General features: G+C 64.0%; 25 protein-coding genes and 1 pseudogene. 11 read left to right on the forward strand and 15 right to left on the reverse strand.

Annotated elements, in window-relative coordinates; genetic code table 11:
- The first annotated feature begins 277 nt into the window (after positions 1-277).
- Positions 278-1,117 carry a formate/nitrite transporter family protein gene (locus tag IVB12_RS25025; protein WP_247303017.1) on the forward strand — a complete coding sequence of 280 codons (840 nt, stop codon included), beginning with the start codon at positions 278-280 and terminating at the stop codon, positions 1,115-1,117.
- A 66-nt stretch (positions 1,118-1,183) separates the two neighbouring features.
- Complete coding sequence (locus IVB12_RS25030) at positions 1,184-2,914, forward strand: bifunctional protein-serine/threonine kinase/phosphatase (RefSeq protein ID WP_247303019.1); 1,731 nt, start codon at positions 1,184-1,186, stop codon at positions 2,912-2,914.
- Between the two features lie 23 nt (positions 2,915-2,937).
- On the opposite strand, the pseudogene IVB12_RS25035 reads toward IVB12_RS25030, so the two are convergent.
- Both IVB12_RS25035 and IVB12_RS25040 read right to left on the reverse strand, forming a co-directional pair.
- Positions 2,938-3,090: pseudogene (locus IVB12_RS25035) on the reverse strand (flavin reductase); the annotation flags it as partial.
- Between the two features lie 109 nt (positions 3,091-3,199).
- Complete coding sequence (locus IVB12_RS25040) at positions 3,200-4,069, reverse strand: NmrA/HSCARG family protein (RefSeq protein WP_247303021.1); 870 nt, start codon at positions 4,067-4,069, stop codon at positions 3,200-3,202.
- Between the two features lie 102 nt (positions 4,070-4,171).
- On the opposite strand from IVB12_RS25040, the gene IVB12_RS25045 reads away from it, so the two are divergent.
- On the forward strand, positions 4,172-5,065 hold the full coding sequence (locus tag IVB12_RS25045; protein WP_247303024.1) for a LysR family transcriptional regulator: 894 nt from the start codon (positions 4,172-4,174) through the stop codon (positions 5,063-5,065).
- 32 nt (positions 5,066-5,097) lie between these two features.
- Here the strand turns inward: IVB12_RS25045 and IVB12_RS25050 are convergent, their stop codons facing one another.
- Complete coding sequence (locus tag IVB12_RS25050; RefSeq protein WP_247303026.1) at positions 5,098-6,015, reverse strand: intradiol ring-cleavage dioxygenase; 918 nt, start codon at positions 6,013-6,015, stop codon at positions 5,098-5,100.
- A 172-nt stretch (positions 6,016-6,187) separates the two neighbouring features.
- Here IVB12_RS25050 and IVB12_RS25055 point away from each other — a divergent pair, with 172 nt between their 5' ends.
- Entirely contained in the window at positions 6,188-7,462 is a 1,275-nt protein-coding gene (locus tag IVB12_RS25055) for a serine hydrolase domain-containing protein (protein ID WP_247303028.1), read from the forward strand.
- A 51-nt stretch (positions 7,463-7,513) separates the two neighbouring features.
- Here the strand turns inward: IVB12_RS25055 and IVB12_RS25060 are convergent, their stop codons facing one another.
- From IVB12_RS25060 to IVB12_RS25070, 3 genes are all read right to left on the reverse strand, one after another.
- Positions 7,514-8,833 (reverse strand): TRAP transporter large permease, encoded by a 1,320-nt coding sequence (locus IVB12_RS25060; protein ID WP_247303030.1) that lies wholly within the window; start codon positions 8,831-8,833, stop codon positions 7,514-7,516.
- The gene (locus IVB12_RS25065; RefSeq protein WP_247303032.1) at positions 8,830-9,345 is read right to left on the reverse strand and encodes a TRAP transporter small permease; all 516 of its coding nucleotides are present in this window, start codon (positions 9,343-9,345) and stop codon (positions 8,830-8,832) included. The genes IVB12_RS25060 and IVB12_RS25065 overlap by 4 nt, the downstream gene beginning before the upstream one ends.
- 81 nt (positions 9,346-9,426) lie before the next feature.
- Complete coding sequence (locus IVB12_RS25070; protein WP_247303033.1) at positions 9,427-10,416, reverse strand: TRAP transporter substrate-binding protein; 990 nt, start codon at positions 10,414-10,416, stop codon at positions 9,427-9,429.
- 79 nt (positions 10,417-10,495) lie between these two features.
- Between IVB12_RS25070 and IVB12_RS25075 the strand changes: the two genes are divergently transcribed.
- A complete protein-coding gene (locus tag IVB12_RS25075; RefSeq protein WP_247303035.1) occupies positions 10,496-10,636 on the forward strand; it encodes a hypothetical protein in 141 nt (46 codons plus the stop codon).
- A 154-nt stretch (positions 10,637-10,790) separates the two neighbouring features.
- Here IVB12_RS25075 and IVB12_RS25080 read toward each other — a convergent pair whose 3' ends face one another.
- Entirely contained in the window at positions 10,791-11,024 is a 234-nt protein-coding gene (locus IVB12_RS25080) for a hypothetical protein (RefSeq protein ID WP_247303037.1), read from the reverse strand.
- Positions 11,025-11,163: 139 nt separating this feature from the next.
- On the opposite strand from IVB12_RS25080, the gene IVB12_RS25085 reads away from it, so the two are divergent.
- The gene (locus tag IVB12_RS25085; RefSeq protein ID WP_247303038.1) at positions 11,164-11,508 is read left to right on the forward strand and encodes a DUF1236 domain-containing protein; all 345 of its coding nucleotides are present in this window, start codon (positions 11,164-11,166) and stop codon (positions 11,506-11,508) included.
- A 333-nt stretch (positions 11,509-11,841) separates the two neighbouring features.
- Positions 11,842-13,299: a sensor histidine kinase gene (locus IVB12_RS25090; RefSeq protein ID WP_247303393.1), complete on the forward strand. Its 1,458-nt coding sequence runs from the start codon at positions 11,842-11,844 to the stop codon at positions 13,297-13,299.
- 65 nt (positions 13,300-13,364) lie between these two features.
- Here IVB12_RS25090 and IVB12_RS25095 read toward each other — a convergent pair whose 3' ends face one another.
- On the reverse strand, positions 13,365-14,096 hold the full coding sequence (locus tag IVB12_RS25095; RefSeq protein WP_247303040.1) for a cytochrome c biogenesis protein CcdA: 732 nt from the start codon (positions 14,094-14,096) through the stop codon (positions 13,365-13,367).
- Between the two features lie 205 nt (positions 14,097-14,301).
- Complete coding sequence (locus IVB12_RS25100) at positions 14,302-14,649, reverse strand: hypothetical protein (protein WP_247303043.1); 348 nt, start codon at positions 14,647-14,649, stop codon at positions 14,302-14,304.
- Between the two features lie 401 nt (positions 14,650-15,050).
- Between IVB12_RS25100 and IVB12_RS25105 the strand changes: the two genes are divergently transcribed.
- The 4 genes from IVB12_RS25105 (at position 15,051) to IVB12_RS25120 (ending at position 18,000) form a co-directional block, all read left to right on the forward strand.
- Complete coding sequence (locus IVB12_RS25105; RefSeq protein WP_247303045.1) at positions 15,051-16,100, forward strand: LysR family transcriptional regulator; 1,050 nt, start codon at positions 15,051-15,053, stop codon at positions 16,098-16,100.
- Positions 16,101-16,126: 26 nt separating this feature from the next.
- The gene (locus IVB12_RS25110) at positions 16,127-16,498 is read left to right on the forward strand and encodes a helix-turn-helix transcriptional regulator (RefSeq protein ID WP_014497036.1); all 372 of its coding nucleotides are present in this window, start codon (positions 16,127-16,129) and stop codon (positions 16,496-16,498) included.
- Positions 16,499-16,795: 297 nt separating this feature from the next.
- Positions 16,796-17,617, forward strand: coding sequence for an enoyl-CoA hydratase (locus tag IVB12_RS25115; RefSeq protein ID WP_247303047.1), 822 nt, complete (start codon positions 16,796-16,798; stop codon positions 17,615-17,617).
- A 104-nt stretch (positions 17,618-17,721) separates the two neighbouring features.
- Positions 17,722-18,000: a hypothetical protein gene (locus tag IVB12_RS25120; RefSeq protein WP_247303050.1), complete on the forward strand. Its 279-nt coding sequence runs from the start codon at positions 17,722-17,724 to the stop codon at positions 17,998-18,000.
- A gap of 34 nt (positions 18,001-18,034) precedes the next feature.
- Here IVB12_RS25120 and IVB12_RS25125 read toward each other — a convergent pair whose 3' ends face one another.
- From IVB12_RS25125 to IVB12_RS25150, 6 genes are all read right to left on the reverse strand, one after another.
- Positions 18,035-19,114 carry an isocitrate/isopropylmalate dehydrogenase family protein gene (locus IVB12_RS25125; protein WP_247303052.1) on the reverse strand — a complete coding sequence of 360 codons (1,080 nt, stop codon included), beginning with the start codon at positions 19,112-19,114 and terminating at the stop codon, positions 18,035-18,037.
- 110 nt (positions 19,115-19,224) lie between these two features.
- Positions 19,225-20,292, reverse strand: a complete 1,068-nt coding sequence (locus IVB12_RS25130; protein WP_247303054.1) for an alcohol dehydrogenase — start codon at positions 20,290-20,292, stop codon at positions 19,225-19,227.
- Between the two features lie 82 nt (positions 20,293-20,374).
- Complete coding sequence (locus tag IVB12_RS25135; protein ID WP_247303056.1) at positions 20,375-21,346, reverse strand: oligopeptide/dipeptide ABC transporter ATP-binding protein; 972 nt, start codon at positions 21,344-21,346, stop codon at positions 20,375-20,377.
- Positions 21,343-22,335, reverse strand: a complete 993-nt coding sequence (locus IVB12_RS25140) for an ABC transporter ATP-binding protein (RefSeq protein ID WP_247303057.1) — start codon at positions 22,333-22,335, stop codon at positions 21,343-21,345. The genes IVB12_RS25135 and IVB12_RS25140 overlap by 4 nt, the downstream gene beginning before the upstream one ends.
- The gene (locus IVB12_RS25145) at positions 22,332-23,204 is read right to left on the reverse strand and encodes an ABC transporter permease (RefSeq protein ID WP_247303059.1); all 873 of its coding nucleotides are present in this window, start codon (positions 23,202-23,204) and stop codon (positions 22,332-22,334) included. The genes IVB12_RS25140 and IVB12_RS25145 overlap by 4 nt, the downstream gene beginning before the upstream one ends.
- Positions 23,191-24,141 (reverse strand): ABC transporter permease, encoded by a 951-nt coding sequence (locus IVB12_RS25150; RefSeq protein WP_247279274.1) that lies wholly within the window; start codon positions 24,139-24,141, stop codon positions 23,191-23,193. Before IVB12_RS25150 ends, IVB12_RS25145 begins: the two co-directional genes overlap by 14 nt.
- Between the last annotated feature and the right edge of the window lies 1 nt (position 24,142).

The following is a 24,142-nucleotide window of genomic DNA, read 5'->3' on the forward strand; positions in this document are numbered from 1 at the left end:
TATCGCTTCAGTTTTCTTCCGCGCACGAGCGGCACGCAACTTGCATCTCCTTGGGCGTCAACGAAGACTGCGGCTTGCCGCATGGTTGCAGCCTCTGACGGCTGCATTCCGGAAGCTCAACTGCTTCGCGGTCCTCTCGCTCGTCGTGACGCGATTCCCAAGGCTTCCAACTCCATAGCCCTCGTGCGCGGCAGGCCAGCCCGCACGGCGCCAAGACGTTCAGCGCACTCTCAATGAGGGTGTGTCGATCTCACTTACGAAGCAAAAGGAACCATTGATGTCGTATCTCGCGCCTTCGGAATTCGTCACCAAGATGGTGGATGCGGGCGAGTCCAAGATCTTCATGTCCACCCGGGATACCATCATCCGCGCCTACATGGCCGGCGCGATCCTGGCGTTGGCAGCCTGGTTCGCCGTCACGATCAACGTCAACACCGGCCAGCCGCTGGTCGGCGCGCTTCTGTTCCCCGTCGGCTTCGTCATGCTCTATCTACTGGGCTTCGACCTCCTGACCGGCGTGTTCGTGCTCTCGCCGCTCGCGCTGATCGACAAGCGCCCGGGCGTCACCCTCGGCGGCGTGCTGCGCAACTGGGGCCTGGTGTTCATCGGCAATTTCGCCGGCGCTTTCACCGTCGCCTTCATGATGGCCTTCGTGACGACATTCGGCTTTACCCAGGCGCCCGACAAGGTGGGCGCAGCCATCGGCAACATCGGTGAAGGCCGAACCCTGGGATATGCGGCGCACGGCGCGGCCGGCATGGCAACGCTGTTCCTGCGCGGCATGCTCTGCAACTGGATGGTCTCGACCGGCGTGGTCGGCGCCATGATTTCGACCTCGGTCCCCGGCAAGGTCATCGCGATGTGGATGCCGATCCTGGTGTTCTTCTACATGGTGTTCGAGCATTCCGTCGTGAACATGTTTCTGTTCCCGTCGGGCCTTATGCTGCATGCGAAATTCTCGATCATGGACTATCTGATCTGGAACGAGATCCCGACGGTGCTCGGCAACCTCGTCGGCGGCCTCGCCTTCACCGGCATGACCCTCTACGCCACGCACGTTATGACCCTGCCGAAGCGCGAGCTTGGCAAGGCTACGAAGCCCCGCGTTGCGGCCTAATCGAATACGTCTCGACAGAGGAGCCTCGCCCGCGCAGGGTGAGGTTCTTCTTTCCTGGTGACGACCATGACCCCCGGACTCCTGATTTCGGTCGGCCAGCACTCCGACAAGGGTCGCAAGCCCGTCAACCAAGATTTTCATGGCGTCCTCATTCCAGAGGAGCCGCTGCTTAGCCTGAAGGGCATCGCCGCCGTCCTCGCCGACGGCATTTCGAGCAGCACGGTGAGCCAGATCGCCAGCGAGTCGGCGGTCAAGAGCTTCCTGATGGACTATTACTGCACGTCGGAATCCTGGACCGTGAAGACGTCCGCCCGCCGCGTGCTGGATGCGACCAATTCCTGGCTGCACGCGCAGACGCGCAAGAGCCAATACGCCTATGATCGCGACAAGGGCTATGTCTGCACCCTCACCGCCATGGTCATCAAGGCGACCACCGCGCATATCTTCCATGTCGGCGACTGCCGCGTCTACCGCGTCGCCGGTAAGGCGCTCGAGCAACTGACCGACGATCACCGGATCATCGTGTCGTCGGAGCAGACTTATCTCGGCCGCGCACTCGGCATCAATCCGCAGCTCGAGATCGACTATCAGGCCTTCGAGATCGAGGCGGGCGACACCTTTCTGCTGGCGACCGACGGCGCCTACGAATTCGTCGACGCGCGCTTCGTCACGAGCGCGCTGAACGAGCACGCAGGCGAGCTCGACGCGGCGGCCAAGGCCATCGTCGAGGAAGCCTACCGGCGCGGCAGCGACGACAACATCACGGTCCAGATCCTGCGCATCGATGCAGTGCCGCAGCGCGAGCCGGCCGGCATCTTCAATCAGACGTCCCAATTGCCGCTGCCTCCGCTGCCGGAACCGCGCGCGATCTTCGACGGCTACCGGATCGTGCGCGAGATCCACGGCAGCAGCCGCAGTCATATCTACCTTGCCGTCGACACCGAGACCGAGGAACCGGTCGCGCTCAAGCTGCCGTCGGTCGACCTGCGCGATAACGCCGCCTATCTCAAGCGCTTCCTGATGGAGGAATGGATCGCGCGCCGGATCGACAGCCCGCACGTGCTGAAGCCGCGGTCACACTCGAGACGGCGCAGCTATCTCTACATCGCGACCGAATTCGTCGAAGGCCAGACCTTGAAGCAGTGGATGACCGACAATCCACGCCCCGATCTCGAAACCGTCCGCGCCCTCATCGAGCAGGTCGCCGCGGGCTTACGCGCCTTCCACCGCATGGAGATGCTGCATCAGGACCTCAGGCCGGACAACATCCTGATCGACAAGACCGGCACCGCCAAGATCATCGACTTCGGATCGGTCAGGGTGGCGGGCGTCGCGGAAGCGGCGCCGCGAGACGAGGCCGACGACATCCTGGGAACGGTCCAGTATACGGCGCCGGAGTACTTTCTCGGCGAAGGCGGCTCGCCGCGCTCCGACATGTTTTCGTTGGCTGTGATCTGCTACCAGATGCTGACGGGAAAGCTGCCCTATGGCACCCAGGTCGCCCGAATTCGGCGCAAGGCGGACGTGCGGCGACTTCAGTATCGCCCAGCCGACGACGACCGCAATGTGCCGGCCTGGGTCGACGGCGCGCTCAGGCGCGCGCTACATCCTGATCCCTACAAGCGGCACGACGATCTGTCCGAATTCATCTACGAGCTTCGCACGCCCAATCCGGTCTATCTCGACACGCGCATCACGCCGCTTTTCGAGCGCAGTCCGCTGATGTTCTGGAAATTGACCACGGCGGCGCTCGCCTGCGCGGTCGTCGTGCTGCTGGCGATATTGCACGCGCGCTGATCAGGGGCGTGGCCTCGCAGGGCTCACCACGTGATCAGCGGAGACTGATGCAGCCATGCATCCGCGCGCACCTGATCCAGCACGAATTTCGCAACGTCTTCGCGCGCAATGCTGCCGCCATGGAAGTCCGAAAGATCCGTCAGGGCCCGACCGCCTGGCTGACGATCAGCCGGCCGGTGGCGCCAAGTACCAGTATCTTCGCTGCGCCGTCCGGATTCACCGGAACGGTGCCCGTTGAAGCGATCATGATCGAATTCCTTGTGAGGATTGGGGCGTGCCGTATCGTCAGGCGGAGGCCGCGATCTCGGAGACGAAGTCGCGGTAGGAGCGCAGGGGACGGCCCAGCAGCGCGGTCAGACGCTCGACGTCGCCGGCTTCGGGCACCATTCCCTCGATGAGGAAACGCTCGCTCATCAGCCGCATGTCGAAGGCCATCCAGTTCGGCATGAACTGCCTGAGATTCTTCTCGAAGCCGGCGGTATCGTCGCCGGGATAGGCGATGGTGCGACCCAGCACCTCCGACCAGACCGCGGCGGCTTTCGCGCCGGTTAGCGTTTCGGGGCCGACGAGGTTGATGCGGGCGAGCGGCAGCGATGTTGCGGCTCGCTCACGACGGATGAGTTCGACGGCCGCGATCTCGCCGATGTCGCGTGCGTCGATCATGGCCAGCCCCTTGCTCCCGATGGGCATCGGATAGATGCCGTATCCGGTCACCACGTCCTTGATCGTGACGTCGTTGTTCATGAAGTAAGCGGGGCGCAGGATGGCGGCGTTGAAGCCCATCTGCTCGATCATCCGCTCGACGCCGAACTTGCCGGCAAAGTGCGGCACGTTCACGTAGCGGTCGCTGTGGATCACCGAGAGGTAGACGACCCGCTCGATGCCGGCCTCGCGGGCGACGTTGAGCGCAATCAGCGCCTGCGTGAATTCATCCGGCACCACTGCGTTGAGCAGGAACAGGGTCGAGACTCCGCTAAACGCGCCGCGGAGCGCGTCGACATCGAGCAGGTCGCCCTGCACGACAGTGACGCCTGCCGGGAGGTTTGCCTTTGCAGGATCGCGGGCGAGAGCACGGACATCGGCGCCGCGCTTGACGAGTTGTTCGACGACGTGGCGGCCAATGGTGCCGGTTGCGCCGGTAACGAGGATGGTCATGGGATCACTCCGGGTTTTGGTGAAGAAGACACCCGGGAATTAGTGGTCCACATTTGAACCGATAGACGCTATATGTAGACGGATCGTCTCACTGGTGGAACGATGGACCTGCTCGCACTCGCCGACTTCAACCTCGTCGCCCGACACGGCGGGTTCGGACGCGCCGCACGGGCCGCCGGGCGCCCGAAAGCCACCTTGTCCCGGCGGGTCGCCGAGCTGGAGGCCGCGCTCGACCTGCGCCTGTTCGAGCGCGGCGCGCGCGACCTGAAACTCACCCAGGAAGGACGCGCCCTTTACGAGCGGACGGGAGCATTGCTTACCGAGCTCGACGAGACGGCCGCGGCAATCGCTTCGGGTGGGGACAGGCCGCGGGGCCGCCTGCGGATCAGCGCGCCTTTGCTGTTCTCGCAAACTGCAATGGGGAATCTCGCGGCCGGGTTCGCGCTCAGATATCCGGAGGTCCGTCTTGAGGTCACAACGGAAGATCGCTCCGTGGACATGGTGGAGGAAGGGTATGACCTCGTCATTCGGGTCAATCCGGCTCCGGACGAGAGCCTTGTGGGACGGATCTTTCTGCGCGACCGGCTGGTGGTCGTGGCGAGCCCGGATTTGAAGCGGCCGAGGGACGGTATCGCTGTGCCGGCTGTCATGCGCGGAGCGGGCGACCAGCTAACAACCTGGGAAGTGACGGTGCCAGGCGGAAGATCGCGCATCACGGTTGATCCGGTCCTGCGCCTGTCATCGCTCGTCATGGTCCGCGATGCAGTCCGGGCGGGCGTCGGCGCCGCGCGCCTTCCCGTGTCACTGGTCAGTCACGACCTGGCTGCCGGCACGCTGGTGCATTGGGGCGACATCGACGGACCCGAGATCGCGTTGTGGACGCTCTATCCATCGCGGCGGCTCTTGAGCGCGCGCGTATCCGCCTTCCTCGACTTCATGAAAGAAGCCTTTCCGATGGGCACGCCTGACGAGCTGGCGGCCTTCATTGGGCGCTGAGAGAGGCGGCGCGCGCTGCTCGCGCCTGACCGTCAGGCCGGCTCCTCCGCCTTCGTCCCCAGCGGCTTCGGCGCCATACCGCCGCCCGGCTTGAGGCGGAATTCATAGCTCATCAGGTGCCACTGCCCGTTCGCCTTGGTGCCGTCGGGCATCTCAAGGTCGTTGCGCGGCTCGACCTTGGCCACCAGATCGTCCTTCACACCGAACACCACGTCGGAATCCAGGTATTTGTCGCCATCCATGAAGACGTGGGTGATCAGCGGCTCATAGCCCTTTGCATTGACCAGGAAATGGACATGCGCCGGGCGCATCGGATGGCGGTTGGTCTGCATGATCATCTCTCCGACCGGACCGTCGGTCGGGATCGGGTAGCTGCACGGCAGGATGGTGCGGAAGAAGAACCGGCCGTCGTCATCGGTGATGAAGCGCGCCCGCGCTGAGGCGCCGACCTCGTTATAGTTCGGCTTCTGTGAATCATAGAAGCCGTCATCGTCGGCATGCCAGACGTCGACGGGGACATTCGCGAGCGGCTTGCCCTTGAGATCGGTGACGCGGCTCTGCACGAACATCCGTTCGCCGGTCTGATTGTTCGGCGAGATGTCGGTGCCGTGCGCGGTCACCTTGTGCTCGCCGACGTAGAACGGGCCGAGCACCGTGGTCTGGGTTGCGCCCTCGCGGTCGCGGTGATTGACCGCGTCGACCAGCATGGAGACGCCGAGCACGTCTGACAGCAGGATGAACTCCTGGCGGGTGTCGGTGCATTTCTGGCCGGTGCGGGTCAGGAAATCGATGGCGTATTCCCACTCCTCGAAGGTGAGACCGGTCTTGCTCACGTAGTCGTGCAGCGACTTCACCAATTCCTGGAGCAGGAATTTCGCGCGCGGGTTGGGTGTCCGGTCAAAGCTCCGGATGACGGCTTCGGTGAGCTCGGTCTCGTTGAACTGGGTCATGGTGCGTTTGCCTGCGTTTTCTCGTTGGCCCGTTGGGATCTCTTGGGGCTGCTTGGCGGCGTTCCAGATTGGAGCCTACACCAACCGGCCGGCCGGCGTTAAGCGCGACCGGCTTGGAATGAGTCCGCCATTTCGGCTATCACGGAGCAACAAAAACTGCCCGGAGGAACTGATGCTCGCGCCCACACCCGCCTCGCCCGAATCCGTAGGCATGTCCAAGACCGCACTCGACCGCGTCGATGCGCATCTGAAGAACCGGTACATCGACGCGGGCCGGTTCCCGGGTGCGCATCTCCTCGTCTACCGCCGCGGCAAGGTCGCGCACAGCTCGGTTCAGGGCCTTGCCGACCTCGAGCGCAAAGTGCCGGTCAAGGACGACACCATCTACCGCATCTATTCCATGACGAAGCCGCTCACCAGCATCGCCTTCATGATGCTGGTCGAGCAAGGTCTCGTCGCGATCGACGAGCCCGTCGCCAAGTACATTCCGGAATGGAAGGATCTCGGCGTGTTCGTCGCCGGCACCTACCCGGCCTTCCTGACCCGGCCGCCGTCCCGGCCGATGCTGATCGTCGACCTCCTGCGCCATACTTCCGGCCTCACCTACGGCTTCCAGCAGCGCTCCAATGTCGATGCCGCCTATCGCGCCGAGAAGATCGGCGAGGTCGAGAAGTCCGGCACGCTCCAGACCATGATCGAGGCCCTTGCAAAGATCCCGCTGGAGTTCTCGCCGGGCGAGGCCTGGAACTACTCGGTCGCGACCGACGTGCTCGGCTATCTCGTCGGCAAGATTTCAGGCATGCCGTTCGAGCAGTTCCTGAAAGCGCGCATCCTCGATCCACTCGGCATGACCGACACCGATTTCCACGTGCCAGCCTCGAAGGCGCATCGGTTCGCGGCCTGCTATTCCGCCGATCCAGGCGGCGGAATGACGTTCCATGCGGGCCAGCGGCGCGAGGGCCTGACGCTCCAGGATGATCCGGCAACCAGCTCCTTCCTGTCGCCGCCCTCCTTCATCTCCGGCGGCGGCGGGCTGTGCTCGACGGTCGCCGATTATCTCACCTTCTGCCGCGCGCTGCTCAACGGTGGCGAGCTCGGTGGCGTCAGGCTAATCGGGCCGAAGACGCTGGCGCTGATGACGAGCAACCACATTCCGGGCGGACGCTTCCTGCCCGAGGTGTCACGCTCGCTGTTTTCGGAAGCTGCCTATAACGGTATCGGCTTCGGTCTTGGCTTTGCCGTGACCATGCGCCCGGCCGACACGCTGATCGCCGGCAGCCCCGGCGAATACAATTGGGGCGGCGCGGCCACGACCTCGTTCTGGATCGACCCCGCCGAAGAGCTGATCACGATCTTCATGACGCAGGTATTGCCCTCGAGCGCCTATCCGATCCGTCGCGAGCTGCGCAGCATGGTCTACGCCGCGATCACCGAGAGCAATCTGTAAGCGATGGAATGGATCCCGCGGCCGTCGCCGCGGGATCGCGCCATCAGCGCCTCATTTGAGCATCTCCGGCACGATCAGACGCGGCAAGAACAGCGACACGCTCGGCCAAACGATGAGCGCCGCCAGCACGAGCAGCATCGGAATCAGCATGATCACCGTGTCCTTCAGAGCATAACGCAGCCGCACGCCCGCGATCGAACAGGCGATCATCAGACATAGACCATAGGGCGGCGTCACCAGTCCGAAGGCCAGCGAGACGATGGAGATGATCGCGAACTGGACCGGATGGAGGTCGACGGATTTGGCTAGCGGCTCCAGCACCGTGCCGACGATGATGATCGCCGGGATGGCGTCGAGGAAGCAGCCCACCACCAGGAAGCAGAAGGCGATGAAGAAGCCGGCCGCGACGCTGCCCATGCCCCATGTCGAGACGTTGGCCAGCAGCTCTTGCGGGATCCTGTAATAGGCAAGCAGCCAGCCGAACGCGCTCGCGGTGCCGACGCAAAACAGCGCCACGCCGGAAAGGCGTCCGGTATCGAGCAGGGCCTTGTACAATTGGCGCGGGCCTGTCTCGCGATAGAAGAACGCCGAGAGGGCGACGGAATAGAGCACCGCGACGCAGGCGGACTCGGTTGCAGTGAACCACCCGAGCAGAATGCCGCCGACGATGATGAACGGAGTCATCAGCGCTGGTATCGACCGCCAAATGGCGCATCGCATCTCGACCCAGGTCGCCTTCGGATAGGTCGGGTAGCCGCGGCGCACGGCATAGACGTGCACCGTCGCCATCTGCGCGCCCGCGATCAGCAGGCCCGGCACGATGCCGGCTAGATACATCGCCGCGATCGAGGTCGAGATCAGCCCGCCCCAGACGATCATGAGGATCGATGGCGGGATGATGACAGCCAGCACCGCAGAAACCGCGGTGATGGCGATGGAAAAGGAGAGATCGTAGCCCTCCTTGGTCTGTGCATCGATGAAGATTTTTGATTGGCTCGCCGCGTCGGCGGTCGAGGAGCCGGAAATTCCTGCAAAGAACACCGACAGCACGACGTTGATCTGCGCCAGGGATCCCGGCCAGTGCCCGACCAACGAGCGCGACAGCGCCACCAGGCGGTCGGTGATGCCGCCGATGCTCATCAGATTCGCCGTCAGCAGGAAAAACGGGACCGCGAGCAGGATGAATGAATTATACGCGTTGAAGGTCTCCTGCGCGAGCGTCATCAGTGACAGGTGCGGCTCGATCAGCAGGATCGGCACGCAGGCAAGACCGAGTGCGAAAGCGACCGGCACGCGCACGATGAGCAGGCTGATGAAGACCCCGAACAGCACCATCGCGGCCTGTCCGGCAGAGAGTACATTGCCGCTCATCGCCCTGCCCCAACCAGAACGCGCATTTCATCAATGATCTGTTCGCCTGCAAAGACGATCCACGTCGCGCCGGTCACGGGCCAGGCAATGTGAATCAACCAAAGCGGCAGATCGGCAAGTTCCGAAGTTCTGTTCCAGGCGAAGCGGGTAAACTCCATGCCGGCCAATAAAAACACCAACGCCAATGCCAGCACGCCGAGACGGGCGAGGATCCGCACCGCAGCCTCCGATCGCCGCGACAGATTGGGCCACACGTCGACCTCAAAATGCTGCGCTTCCCGCACACCGACGATGGCCCCGATCATGATGGTCCAGATGAAGAGAAACCGCGCCATCTCCTCCGTCCAGATGTAGGAGGGAATGAAGGGCGTGTAGCGCGAGATGATTTGCAGCGTGACCGGAAGAACCAAAATACCGACGCTGGCGGCCAGCAGGAATTCGAGCAGCTTCCCATAGGCCGCCGTGACGCGACGCCACAGCGACGGTGTGGACGGGACGGGCATTTCAGACATTGGGGCTCCCTGCCGCAGTTCATCCGCCTTCCGGGCAAGAAGCGGGGCCTGCCCGGACTATTGTCGGCGGACAAAGCGACCTCAGACGACGTTGATCTTCTCGAAAATGGCTTCAGCACCAATTTCCTTGGCGTAGGTGGCCATCACGGGATCGGCGAGCTTCTTCATGGCGTCGCGCTCCTCGAAGGGAACGCGCTTGAGCTTGCCGGCCTTCTCGAGCGTGTCGAGCTTGACGACCTCTTCGCTCGATTCGAGCTGACGGCCGTAGTCGCCTGCCTCCTTGCCGGCCTTCATGATCGCGTCCTGCAGATCCTTCGGCAAGGTCTTCAGCGTCTTCACCGAGAAGCAGATCGGCCGGATCGACACCGCGTGCTGCGTCAGGCTGAGATGCGGGGCCACTTCATAGAACTTCATCGCTTCGACGCCGGCCGCCTCGTTTTCGCCGGCCGATATCACACCATTCTGAATCGCGTTGTAGATCTCGTTATAGGCGATCACCGTCGGGCTCATGCCGACCGCCGCAAATGTCTTCGACCAGATCGGCGCGCCCTGCACGCGAACCTTGAGACCCCTAAGATCGGCGAGATTCTTGAGCGGCTTGTTGGCGAAGATGTTGCGGATGCCACCACCGGCATAACCGATCAGAACGACCTCGGCCTTCGCCGCGACCTCGTCGGCGATCGGCGTCAGGATATTGGCCTCGACGACCTTGTTCATGTGCTCGATGCCCTTGAACACGAAGGGGGCATCGATGAATGGGGCCGCCTTGGCGAAGGTCGACATATGGGCCGGCGAGACGATGCCGTAGTCGACCGCCTTGCCCTGCGACATATACTCGAAATATTGCTTCTCGAGGCCGAGCGAGGAGTTCTTGTGCAGCGTGAAATTGACCGGCTTGCCGTAGTACTTCTTCACCAGCTCCTCGAACCGGATCAGCGCCCGGTTGAAGGCATGATCGTCGTTGAACTGGACCGCGCCGTTCAGCGTGATCGGTGCTTGCGCCCTGAGGATCGAAGGCATGCCGATCGCAGCGGTCGCGCCGATACCAGCGAGAAATGACCTTCGCTTCATCGTCTCCCCTCCCTTTGATGCTCCGCCCCTGTGGCCGGGGCGTGAGCGCGGCGGCTTACGGCCGGCGTTCGGGGAGCGTATGAAAAACTACGGCGGGACGGAAGTCATTTCGCGGACGTTGTCGCTCCTCTTCGTCACAGAGCTACGCCTGCGCGATCTGTTGCACTGCAACTCGTTCCTGCTGGCGCAAGGCCGCATGCGCCACTTCCGGCTCTCGTAAAGACGGAAGGCTTGCGGGCTTGTGCGCTGCACGCAGAGGTCCGCCCGCCTCCCGCGACAGGCCTAGTGCATGTGGCCAATCAGATAGATGCCGCCGCCGATCACAATGATCGCCGGCACGGCCCAGAGAATAAATACGGGCATCAACACTCTCCCTAATTGGATGTGCAGACCTTGACGGTCTTCATGCTGCTCTCAGCCTCGGTGCGCGTCTTGTAGACCGTTCCTGAAGGGCTGACGACGGTCATGGAGGCGTCTGTCGGCTTCTTATCGACGACAGTGCACTTCTTGGTCTTGACGTCCTGGACGACGTAGAACTCGTCGGCCGCGAACGCTGGCAGGGAGAAAGCAGCAACCATCAGTGCTGCGGTCGCAATCTTCAGCTTCATGTTTTCCTCCTCCAACTTCCCGGGCAGTGTGGCCCGGTCGATTTACAAACGGGAAAAAGCGGCAATTTGTTCCCTCGGCTGGGAACCTCGCTCACCCCAGGTTGTTGGTGGCACACTTAATTCCTTTGAGGAGAACAAGATGAAAAAGCTGTTCCTGCTGTCCGCTGCGGCGGTCCTGATATCGACCGGCGCTTTCGCGCAATCCACTGTGGTGACCACCACCGGAACGGGTCATGCGGCGACAGTTCAGATCGAGCCGCAATACCGAACCAAGATCAAATCCTACATCACCGAGCACCGCGTCCGTCCGGTGACGACGAAGGAGAAGATCGTGGTCGGCGCGACGGTGCCAGCCGACGTCGAGCTTGAGGCCGTTCCGGCGGATTGGGGCCCGTCGCTGACGAAGTACCGCTACGTCTATTCCGGCGATCGCGTGATGCTGGTGGATCCGGGCTCACGCACGGTCGTTCAGGAAATCGATTGATCACGACGTGACCTCCGGCGGCTGCCGCCAGCGGCGGCCGCCCACTTAGAGCATGAAATCGCATCGAGAGGCCCCGGATCGCCGGGCTCAGTCTGACGGCTGTCTACGCCACGCGTCTGCTATTGACCGCGATCGCGATGACCTGCCCCCCTCCGGCTGCATCGCAAAATCTCCCGGACTGCTCGCGGATGCGAAAATCGTGGCGCCGGAAAAGGGCTGCCCTTATGGTCTTTGCCAAACCCATAATCTGGCGCCGCTGCGCTGGAATCGGGACGCCCGCGTTTGTCAAAGCTTACCCTGCCAGTCCGGCTCGCTCTCCTGGTCGCGGGAACGATGTTGCCGCTGATCATCTTCGCGGTCGGCATTGCCGTCTACAATTACAAGCAGGATCGAACTGACGCGACCAGCCGCGTGCTGGAGAACGTGCGCAGCATGCGCCTTGTGCTGGACTCCGAAGTGCAGCGGATGACCGGCGGCCTGCAGGTCCTGGCGCTGACGAATTCGCTGCGCAACGACGACTTCCAGAATTTCCGCCGCATCGCGCTCGGCTTCCTCGACCAGTATGGCAAGGGCGGTCTCGTGTTGATCTCCGACCGCAAGGGCCGGCTGTTGTTCTCCTCGACGACGGAAGACATCGAGCGCCTGCCGCCGCGCGGCAATCTGGAGATCATCGAAAAGGTATTCGCGACCAGGTCGCCGCAATATTCCGACCTGTTCACCGGCGCGATCAATGGGCGGCAGGTGCTCACCGTCGAGGTCCCGGTATTGCGCGACGGCGAGGTGATCTACGATCTCTGCTTCAGCCCGCCGATCAGCATCTTTCAGGAGCTGGTGGAGAAGCAGCGCCCTGACCGGCTTTGGACAGTGGCCCTGCTCGACACCAAGGGCGTCGTATTCGCGCGCGCACCGAACCCTGCCGAGACGGTCGGCAAGCAGGCTTCCGGCGCGCTGTACGATGCGATGTCTCGGGCGTCGGAGGCAGCCCTTTCGACCGTTTCGCTCGACGGGGTCGCGCTGTCCTCAGCCTTTACCAGGTCGCACCTGACCGGTTGGACGGTCGTGGCTGGCGTCGCCGAGAGCTCGTTGATCGCGCCGCTCTGGCGCAACATCGCCATCACCAGCCTGATCGGCGGCATCCTGCTGCTGACCGGCCTGACCTTCGCGGTCAGGATGGCGACCACGATCGCGCGCGGTGAGATGCTGCACAATCTGCTGATTGAGGAGCTCAACCACCGAGTCAAGAACACGCTGGCCCTGATGCAGGCGATCGCGGTGCAGACCTTCCGCAGCGCCAGCCGGGACGAGCGGACCAAGTTCGAGGGACGGCTCGGCGCGCTGGCCGAAGCGCACAATCTCTTGAGCCAGGAGAAGTGGGCGGGCTCGGAGCTGAGAGGCGTTATTGCCCGCGCAATTCAGCCGTTCCTGCCCGGCAAGCCCGACCGCATCCGGATGGCCGGCCCGGCTGTGCCGTTGTCGCCGCGGCCCGCCGTGGTGCTGTCGATCATCGTGCACGAGATCGCCACCAACGCGGCGAAGTACGGCGCGCTGTCCAACGAGACCGGCCGGGTGACCCTGGACTGGGAGGTCATCGGCGATGCGCCGAAGCCGCGGCTGCGGCTGATCTGGACCGAGATCGGCGGACCGCCGGTGACGGCCCCAGTGCAACGCGGCTTCGGCTCGCGCCTGGTCGAGCGCAGCGCGCGCGACCAACTCGGCGGCGAGGCAACTGTCGACTTCCTGCCGCGCGGCGTCGTCTGCACGGTGACGTGCGCGCTGGACGAGATGCGGTGAACGAAATGAAGAGGCATCGGCGATGAGTCGGGCGGTTGCCTGATCTGCACCGAAAAACAGCCAATCTACCCGATCGTCTGCAACGCCGGGAACGTCTCCAGCAGCCAGATGCTCACGTTCGAAACCGCGCCGGTGAGGAAACCGATGCCGGTGATCACCATCAATACGCCCATGGCGCGCTCGACGTTGACGAGCTGGCCCTTCATCCGCGTGAACAGCGCGGAGAACTGCTCGATCATCAGGGCGGCGATCAGGAAGGGAATGCCGAGGCCCGCGGAATAGACGGCGAGCAGGCCCGCCCCCTTGGTGACCGTCGCTTCGGCCGCGGCAATCGACAGGATCGCGGCGAGGATCGGGCCGATGCAGGGCGTCCAGCCGAACGCGAAGGCGAGCCCCATGATGTAGGCGCCCCAGAGCCCGACGGGCTTGGGGATCGGCAGCCGGCCCTCGCGCATCAACAGGCCGATCCGCGTCAGTCCCAGGAAGTGCAGGCCCATGATGATGATGACGATGCCTGCGAGAATCGACAGCTCGGCCGACCAGGCGCGGATCAGACCTCCGATCAGCGAGGCGCTGGCACCGAGCGCCACGAACACGGTCGAGAAGCCAAGCACGAACAAGAGCGCCGACATCATGATCGCGCGCTTGGACGCCGCGGCCGGCTGGTCGCTTTCGACATGCTCGATCGTGGCGCCCGTAAGATAGATCAGATAGGGCGGGACCAAAGGCAGGACGCACGGCGAGAGGAAGCTGACGAGGCCGGCAATCAGCGCCGCCGGAATCGAGACATTTTGCATGATGCAGTCGGAGCCATTTCAGGCCCGGCACCAGGCGCGGGGAACGCGCGCGGACCAGGGCCGAACCGGCTCTGGTGTAACCGATGGCTGAGAATGCGCAACAGAGGCGCGCGAATCCAGGGCTCCTCCCGATGCCGTCTCTGATCACAGGTGCGGCATCGGGATGCGCTCAAATCTCGCCGAAAAGCGAGACTCGGCGGCGCGGCTACTTCACCACGCGGAGCAGCGGACGCCGGGGCTGGACCTGCGTCTGCTTGGAAGGGGAATGCGGTTCGCTCGCAGCGCTCCGCAGCATTTCGTCGCACAATGCCTTGAGATCGGCATCGTCAATGCCTTTGAGCTTCATCCTGACGTCGAGAATGACAATGGACAGCAGCTCGGCCGACTCGCGGCTGTTGCTCGCATTGAGAACCCTGCGGCACTCCTCGAGCGTTTCCAGCACCGACTGCAACTGTTCGTCTGAATGCGACACCGGCGTTCTTTCCGTTAAATCGGCCTGCGAGACGTGGTTGTGACGACCCCTTCGGCCCCCGTGGAGCGACAACGATAACATGAGGCCTCTGAGCCTCTGAACACGATTTCAGTGTGCTTCTGCGGTGAAACGGCGGTTCCCGCCAACATCGTGCCACGACGCCAGCGGCAACCGCCGGAGCGATCCGGGACCAAACGTCTGGTGTGCAGCGATTGATCCATCCGGGATGATGGCAACGGCTCGCGCGCATGAACGACCACTGCGGACAGCTCCGACAATCCCGCAGCCATCTCAAGGCTCGCAACGGAACTCACGCGATGACCCCTCAAACGAGCAACAGTCTGCCCGATTCCCAACCCCGGCAGCACTCAAATACCGCTCGCGTCGCAGTAAGGATGACGTTCAAAACTCATCACCCCGCAACCCGCCGTGGTTGTAGTTTGCGCCAGATTCTGCCAGTTTAGCAAACCGAAGGGAATTGTATGCACTCCTTGGCGGAAAGGGGCGTTCCGCTGGAAGAACGCCCAAACACAAATATCAGCGGCCTCTCCGATTGGGACGCGGCCCGCATATTCCTGGAAGTCGTCCGATGTGGAAGTTTCCGCTCGGCGGCCGAACGCCTGTCGCTGTCGATCAACGCCGTCCGTCGCCGGATCGATGATTTCGAGCGTCAGACCGGCACCACCCTGTTCACCCGCGACGTCCACGGCACCCATCTGACCGACGAAGGCGCGACGGTGGTCTCCGCCGTCGAGCGCATGGAGGCGGCGGCCTTCGACGTGCTGCGGACCAGCGATTCGACGGCCAACGCCCTGTCCGGCGAAGTCCGCGTCGCCGTCACCGAGGGACTAGGGACGTTCTGGCTCGCACCGCGGCTGGTTGAATTCCAGCAAGCCTATCCGAAGATCCTGGTCGACCTGCATTGCGCGATGCGTTCGGCCGACGTCTCCCGCCACGAGGCCGATGTCGCCATCCATCTGTCGCGTCCCTCGGCGCTCGACGTCAAGCTGGTGCGGCTCGGCCGTATGCATCTGATGTTCTGGGCCTCGGAGAAATACATCGCAAAACATGGCGCGCCGCGCTCGGCAGCCGAATTGATCAAGCACCGCCTGGTGCTGCAATTCGCCGACCAGCTCGCCGCGAAGGAATCTTTCGAGAGCTTCTTCCCGGGCGTGTCGGAGCGCGACCTTCTGGTCATGAAGACCAACGTCTCGAGCGCCAATTACTGGGCGGTCGCGAATGGCGCCGGAATCGGCGTATTTCCGAGCTACGCCATTGCGCTTGGCGGGAAGTTGATTCCACTGGAGGTCGAGCTGAACCGACCGCTGGACATCTGGCTGTCCTACCATCCCGGTAGCGGCCGGATTCCCCGCGTGCGGCACATGATTGACTGGCTGATCGAGGCTTTCAATCCGGCCCGCTTCCCGTGGTTTAAGGAAGAGTTCGTGCATCCGCATGAATTCAACGACTCGTATATGGGCGAACCCCTGACCCAGCTCTTCGGGGGATTTTCAACCGAAGAACAACGGTGAGAAGTATGAAAACAGCGGCGAAGAGAATGAAGCAGCGCAGTGCCGGCAAGCCGGACATTGAGCTTGGCAAGCGGATCCGTCTGCGGCGCGTCGAGATGAAGATCTCGCAGGCCGAGCTCGGCGAGAAGCTTGGCGTCAGCTTCCAGCAGGTCCAGAAATACGAGAAGGGCGTCAATCGCGTCGGCGCGGCTCGGCTTCAGCAGATCGCCACCGCCCTCGACGTGCCCGTGACCTTCTTCTATGACGGCGACAACAAGGCGCGGGAAGTGGAGAGCCTGCTCTTCCTCGACAGCGCCTTCAGCCTCCGGCTGCTGCGCGCCTACAGCAAGATCAAGGACCAGACGGTGCAGCGTCAGCTCGTCTCGCTGATGGAATCGATCGCAGCGAACGAAGCCTGATTCGATCGACGCTCTGGCCTCAACGGCCGATGTTCAATCCGTCGCGTCGCGGGGCGCGGCCGGATTGAACGAGCGGATTGGCGTATCTGAGCCCGCGCGGGGTGCGCGCGGCCTTCTCGGGGCGGCATGACCGCCCTTTTTTCATGGCACTTACTGCCACTCGCCCGCGGCTTTTGCCGACACCTCGCCGCGCCATGCGATCGCGGCACAGGCGGATGCAATACACCTCGCCCTACCCGGTTGACCGCGGCGGCGCCCGCGCCGCACATTGCCTCGTCAACGACCAGCGAGCGCGCGATGTCCGACATGACCGACACGACAGAAACGGCTTACGCCGGCCGCAAGATCCTCAAGCACACGACCGGCGGCGTCGGCGTGATCACCTTCAACAATCCCGACAAACGCAACGCGATGTCGCTGGAGATGTGGGAGGGATTTGGCGAGGCGCTGACCAGCCTGCGCGACGACGAGACGGTGCGCGTCGTGATCCTCCGCGGCGCCGGCGGCAAGGCGTTCGTGTCGGGCGCGGACATCAGCCAGTTCGAGAAGACGCGGCACAACGCAGCGGCGTCCGAGCAGTACGCCAAGCGCAGCGCCGCCCAGCGCGCGCTGCTCGCTGATTATCCCAAGCCGACCATCGCCTGCATCCAGGGTTTTTGCCTCGGCGGCGGCATGCAGGTCGCGATGCTTGCCGACATCCGCATCGCCTCGCACGACAGCGAGTTCGGCATTCCCGCGGCCAGGCTCGGCATCGCCTATGGCTACGACGGCTTGCGGCACCTGGTGTCGCTGGTGGGCCCGTCCTGGGCGCGCCTGTTGATGTACACGGGCATGCGCATCGATTCCTCCGAGGCGCTGCGCATCGGCCTCGTCGAGCGCGTGATCCCCGATGATCAACTCTGGGGCGAGACCATGGCAATCGCGCAGACCATTTCCGAAAACGCGCCGCTCGCAATCAAGGCCGCCAAGATCACCATCGCGCAAATTCTGAAGGACGAGAGCCAGCGCGACATGGACACGATCAAGGCGATCGGCAACGCCTGCATGGACTCCCAGGATTTTCGCGAGGGCCGGCAGGCCTTCATGGAAAAGCGCAGGCCCAAGTTCCAGGGGCGCTGAAGCTGAACCGACGTTCAGGAAGATTAAATTCCTCGCGCAATTCGATGCAGCAGCAACCAGTTGATCTGTCGAAAGTTCTCCCGCCACCAACGAGGGAGATTGCGATGACACTCAAATTTGCTATTCTTGGTCTGGCTGCCTTGGGCGGTGCGGCGCTCGCCTCGGGCCCTGCGCTCGCGGCAATGCCGAACGGCATTCCGCAGGCGGACAAGATTGCCAGCGGCCCGGCCGCTGAAGTCGAACAGGTGCGCTGGGTCTGTAACCCCTGGGGCCGCTGCTGGTGGCGTCCGAACTATTATCGCGCCTACGGTTTTTACGGCGGTCCGCGCTTCTACGGTCCGCGTCCGTGGGGCTGGCGTCACCGCTATTGGCACCGCTGGTGAACGACAAGGGGCCCCGCGGGCCCCTTTTCTTTGACTACAGCGCGCCCAGGACCGCCTTCGTGATATCGGCGGTGCCGTTGCTGCCGCCGAACTCCATCGGCTTGATGCCGCCGGCATAGATCTGATCCACCGCGCGCTCGATCGTTTCGCCCGCTTCCGCCGCGCTCTCGACGCCGTGCTTGTCGGCGAGCCAGTCGAGCATCATTGCCGCCGACAAGATCATGCCGGTGGGGTTGGCCTTGCCCTGCCCCATGATATCGGGGGCGGTGCCGTGGCAGGGCTGGAACACGGCGTATTTGTCACCGATATCGGCCGACGGCGCCATGCCGAGGCCGCCGATCAGGCTCGCGGTGATGTCGGAGACGATGTCGCCGAACATGTTCTCCATCACCATCACGTCGAACTCCCAGGGACGCTTCACCAGCATCGCCGAGCAGGCATCGACATAGAGCCGGTCGGTCTTCACCTCCGGATGCGTCTTGGCAATCTCGTCGAAGATGCCGCGGAAGAAGGCAAAAGCCTTGAACACGTTCGCCTTGTCGACGCAGGTGAGCGCACCGGGCTTGCCGCGCGCCCTGCGCCGCTCGGCAAGGCGAAACGAAAACTCGAACAGGCGCTCGGACGTCTTGCGCGTGATCACCATGATCTCGCGCGCGTCCTCATGGGTGACGATGCCCTTGCCCATCGAGGCGAACAGGCCTTCGGTCGATTCCCTGATCACGACGAGATCGATGCCGCGCTGGTCGGCGCCGACGATCGGGCTCGGCACGCCCGGAATGAGCCGCGCCGGACGCACGCCGGCATAGAGATCGAAGATGAAGCGTAGCTCGATCTGCGGCGCAATCTCGGTGTTGTCGGGATAGCGCACCGACGGCAGCCCGCAGGCACCGAGCAGGATCGCGTCCGCCTCCTCGCACAGCTTGATCGTAGTGTCGGGCATCGACTTTCCGGTCGCGAGATAATTGTTGGCGCCGGCCGGGGCCTCCGTGAAGCGGAAGTTCAAATCCGATTTCTGCTCGATCCTGCGCAGCACCTCGATCGCCGGCGCCATGACTTCTGGACCGATGCCGTCACCGGCCAGCACGGCAATGTGGAAGGCGTTATTTGCGGACATGGACGTTCCTGATCCAGGGATGTCATTCCGGGGCGGTCCGCAGGACCGAACCTGGAATCTCGAGGTTCCGGGTTCGATGCTTTGCATCGCCCCGGAACGACGATTTGAAACTACGGCGTCAGCACGGTGCGTCCGACCACCGCGCCCTGCTGCAATTGCGCCAGCGCGTCGTTGGCCCTGGCGAGCGGCAGCGGCGTCACCGGGATCGGTGCCACTTTCTTCGTCCGCACCAGATCGAGCAGTTCCTGCGTCTCGCGCAAATTGCCGACATAGCTGCCCTGGATCGTCACGGCCTTGATCGGAATCAGCGGCAGCGCCCAGGTCGCGCCGCCGCCGAACAGGCCGACGATGACGAGCTTGCCGCCTTTGGTCAGACAGTCGAAGCCGAGTTGCGTCGTCGCGGCGTTGCCGACGAGGTCGATCACGGCGCGGATCGGCCCGCCCGCCTTCTTGGCGAGTTGCTCCAGCGCATCCGGCGCCTTGGGATCGACGGTCGCGAGCGCACCGGCCCTTTCCGCCGCCTCGCGCTTCTTCGCATCGATGTCGATCATGATCGCGCCCTTGCCGCCCATCGCTTTCAAGAGCGACAGCGCCATCAGGCCGAGGCCGCCGGCGCCGAACATCACGATCGGCGTATCGAAATGCTGCTCGACCTTCTTCAGCGCGCTGTAGGTGGTGACGCCCGAGCAGGCGTAGGGGGCGGTTGTCGCGGGATCGAGCCCCCGGAGATTGAGCAGATAGCGCGGATGCGGCACCAGCATGTGATCGGCATAACCGCCATCGCAATAGACGCCGAGCGAGCGCGGCGTCAGGCACATGTTCTCGTCGCCGCCGAGGCAGGTGGCGCACTTGCCGCAACCGATCCACGGATAGACCAGGCCGACATCGCCGAGCTTGAGGTCGCCCTGGTCGGTCGGCTTCACGTCGGGACCGAACGCCAAAATTTCGCCGACCGTCTCGTGGCCCATCGTCAGCGGCAAACTGATGCCCCGGTCCTTCAGCGACAGCGGCTTGCGACCGTGACCGAGATCGTAGCCGCCCTCCCAGATGTGGAGGTCGCTGTGGCAGACGCCGGCCGCCTTGACCTTGATCAGCACCTGGGTACCCGACGGCTGCGGCGTGGGCTGGTCGAACTCCTGCAGCGGCGCCTTGAAATCGGCGACCTTGAAGCTCTTCATCGACATCCTCCCGGCATGTTCTTGTTGTCGCGCCACCATGCCATGGCCGACACGACGAGACAAACCCCGAAGCCGTCTTAGTTTAGGCCAGCGGATGATGGCAAGCCACGAACTGGCCGATTGCGACCTCGCGCAACTCCGGTATCTGTGCGCTGCATTGCTGATCGGCGCGCGGACAGCGGGTGCGGAAGCGGCAGCCGGACGGCGGCGCAATCGGCGATGGCGGCTCGCCGGTCGCCACACTCTCGGCGGGACGCACGTCCGGATCCGGCACCGGGATCGCCCGCAACAGCAGGTCCGTGTAGGGATGCGCAGGCCTTGCGAACAATTGCTCCGACGGCCCGACCTCGCAGAGCCGGCCGAGATACATCACCGCGACGCGGTCGCTGACGGCTTTGACCACCGCGAGATCATGCGCGATGAACAGCAGCGTCAGGCCAAAGCGCGCTTTCATCTCCTCCAGCAGATTGAGAATCTGCGCGCGGATGGAGACATCGAGCGCCGAGACCGGTTCGTCGCAGACGATGAACTCAGGATTGAGCACCAGCGACCGCGCGATGCAGATGCGCTGGCACTGCCCGCCCGAGAATTCATGCGGCAAACGGCCCGCCACGATATCGGGATCGAGCCCGACCGCGACGAGCACCTCGTGAACGCGCCGCTTGCGCTCGGCGGCATCCTTGACGCCGGCGATGATCAGCGGCTCGGCGACGATGTCGCCGATACGCCGGCGCGGATTGAGCGAGGCGATCGGATCCTGGAAGATCAGCTGCACGCGGCGGCGCATCTTGCGCAGCGCCTCGCCCTCCATCGCCGTCAGATCCTGGCCGTCGAACATCACCCGCCCGGACCTGGCGCGACGCAATTGCAGGACCGCGCGCCCCAGCGTCGACTTGCCGCAGCCGGATTCACCCACCAGCCCCAGCGTCTCGCCGCGCGCGACCTGGAAGCTGACACCGGAGACGGCATGCACCGTCTTGTTGCCGAGACCATATTCGACGACGAGATTGTCGACGTTCAGCAGCGGCTCGGGGCGCACGGCAAGCTGCATCATGCGCCGATCCCCTCGGCCATCCGGATCGGATGGAAGCAGGCATAGAGATGCTCCGGCATCTCCGCGCTCTTTAGTTCGGGCTTGGCCTCGTGACAGCGCCCCGCGGCATAGCGGCAGCGCGGCGCAAAGGAGCAGCCACGCAGCGGCCGTATCGGGTCCGGCGGACGGCCGGAGATCGCAGGCAGCAGCGTATGCGGCGCGGTGTCCAACTTCGGAATCGCCCCCAGCAGCGCCTCGGTGTAGGGCATATGCATGCGCTTGAACAGCGCCGACGTCGGTGCGCGCTCCACCACCCTGCCCGCATACATCACGGCGACCTCGTCGGCGCGGCCGGCGACGACGCCGAGATCATGGGTGATGATGATCATCGCCATATGACGGCGGCGCTGCTCACGCGCCAGGAGATCGAGAATCTGCGCCTGGATGGTCACGTCGAGTGCCGTGGTGGGCTCATCCGCGATCAGCAGCTTCGGTTCGCAGGACAGCGCGATCGCGATCGCGATGCGCTGGCGCATGCCGCCGGAGCATTGATGCGGGTATTGCGCGAGCCGCTGCTCCGGTGCCGGAATGCCAACAGCGGCCAGCAGCTCGATGCTGCGCTTCCGTGCCGCCGGGGCATCCAGCTCGAGATGCTCCTGGATCGTCTCCATCAGCTGGGTGCCAATGGTGAGCACCGGATTGAGCGAGGTCATCGGATCCTGGAACACGACCGCGAGATCGCGCCCACGCAAGCGCCGCAGCCGTTCCGCATCGAGCCGCACCAGATCCTCACGGTCGAACATCACCCGGCCGGTGAGCTTCGCCTTCTTCGGCAGCAGCTGCAGCACCGCGCGCGACAGCATGGTCTTGCCGCAGCCAGACTCACCGACGATGCCGAGCGTGCGGCCGGCCGCCAGCGACAGGTCGACGTGATCCACAGCACGCAGATTGCCGCGCGGTGTCGGCAGCTCGACCGCGACGTGCTCGATGCTCAGGAGCGGCACGCTCACAATGCCCCCTGACGCGGGTCGGTCAGCGCCCGCAAGGTATCGCCGACGAGGTTGAAGGCCAGGACGGTCAGGAACAGCGCCGCCGCCGGCAAGAAGGCGAGCCGCGGCGCGACGTCGAGACTGTCGCGTCCTTCGCCGATCATGCTGCCCCAGCTCGCCATCGGCGGCGGCACGCCGAGACCGAGGAAGGACAGCGCGCCCTCGACCACGATGGTGACGGCGACACCGAGCAGGAAGAAGGCGAGCAGCGGCAGGATCACGTTCGGCAGCAGCTCGCGCAAGATGATGCGGGCATGGCTGGCGCCGAGCGCCTCTGCTGCAATCACGAATTCGCGCCGCGCCAGCGTCAGCGTCGCCGCGCGTGCCACCCGCATGAAGGCGGGAATGCCGAGCACGCCGAGGATCAAGGTGAGATTGGGGACGGATTGGCCGAGATAGGCAGTCACGGCCAGCGCGAAGATCAGCGGCGGAAAGGCCAGCAGCACGTCCATGCTGCCGACCACCAGCGTCTCGAACCGGCCGCGGAAATAGCCGGCGAGCAGGCCGAGCGCGCCGCCGAAAACGAGACTGATCATCGGCGCGATCAGCCCGACTGTCAGCGACACCCGCGCGCCAAAGATCAGGCGAGCGAACTCGTCGCGGCCGAGCCCGTCGGTGCCGAGCCAGTGCTCTCCGGAGAACGCCGCGCGGCGCTCCAGCATGTCCATGTCTACAGGGTTCTGCAGCGGCAGCACCGGCGCGAGGATCGCGAGCGCAACAACGATCGCGAGCCAGCCGCTCGCGAGCCAAAACAGCAGGCCGAGCTTATGCCTGCCGCGAACGGGCGCGGACGTCGCATCGTCCTGCATCGAGAGCTCAAGCGTGGCCATGGCGGATCCTGGGGTCGAGCACGGCGTAAAGCATATCGACGATGAAGTTCACGAGCACGAAGCCGCAGGCGACCAGCAGCACCACACCCTGGAGGATGACAAGATCGCGGGTATAGATCGCGCCGACCAGCAGCCGGCCGATGCCAGGCAGCGCAAAGATCGATTCCACGATCAGCGTGCCGCCGAGCAAGCGGCCGATATTGATTCCGGTCACCGTCACCAGCGTCAGCGACGACGGCTTGAGCGCATGCACGAACAGAATGCGCGCTGGCTTGAGGCCCTTGGCCTTGGCCAACGCGATATAGTCCTCCTGCAAGGTCGCGATCATGTCGGAGCGCAGCACGCGCATGATGCCCGGCCATTCCGCCAGCGCCAGCGTCAGCGCGGGCAGCACGAAGAAGCGCAGATTGGCCAGCGGCGCCTCCGTGAACGGCACATAGCCGGTCGCCGGCAACCAGTGCAGCTCGACCGCGAACAGATAGATCAGGAGGATCGCCGTCAGGAAGGACGGCATCGACAGCATGGCAAAGGCGCTGCCGGTCATAAAGCGGTCGAAGGCGCCGCCGGCGCGCGCAGCGCAGGCGATCGCGAGCGGCACGCCGATCAGGAGCCCGATGAACTCCGCCATCAGCATTAGCTGGAGCGAGACCGGGATGCGCTCGGCCACTGCCTGGAGCACCGTCTGCCCGGTGCGGAAGGAGCGGCCGAGATCGCCCTGCAAGACATGACCGAGCCAGCTCAGGTAACGCCACCACAGCGGCTGGTCGAGCCCCATGTCACGGCGCAGTGCCGCAACGTTCTCCGGCGTCGCCTGGTCGCCGAGGATGACCAAAGCGAGATCGCCCGGCAGCAGCGATGCGATCAGGAAGGTCAGCAACGAGACGGCCAGCAGAACCGGCAGGATCGCAAGGAGCCGCCGAACGACGAAGTTCAGCATC

Source organism: Bradyrhizobium sp. 179 (assembly GCF_023073535.1).
Taxonomy (GTDB): domain Bacteria; phylum Pseudomonadota; class Alphaproteobacteria; order Rhizobiales; family Xanthobacteraceae; genus Bradyrhizobium.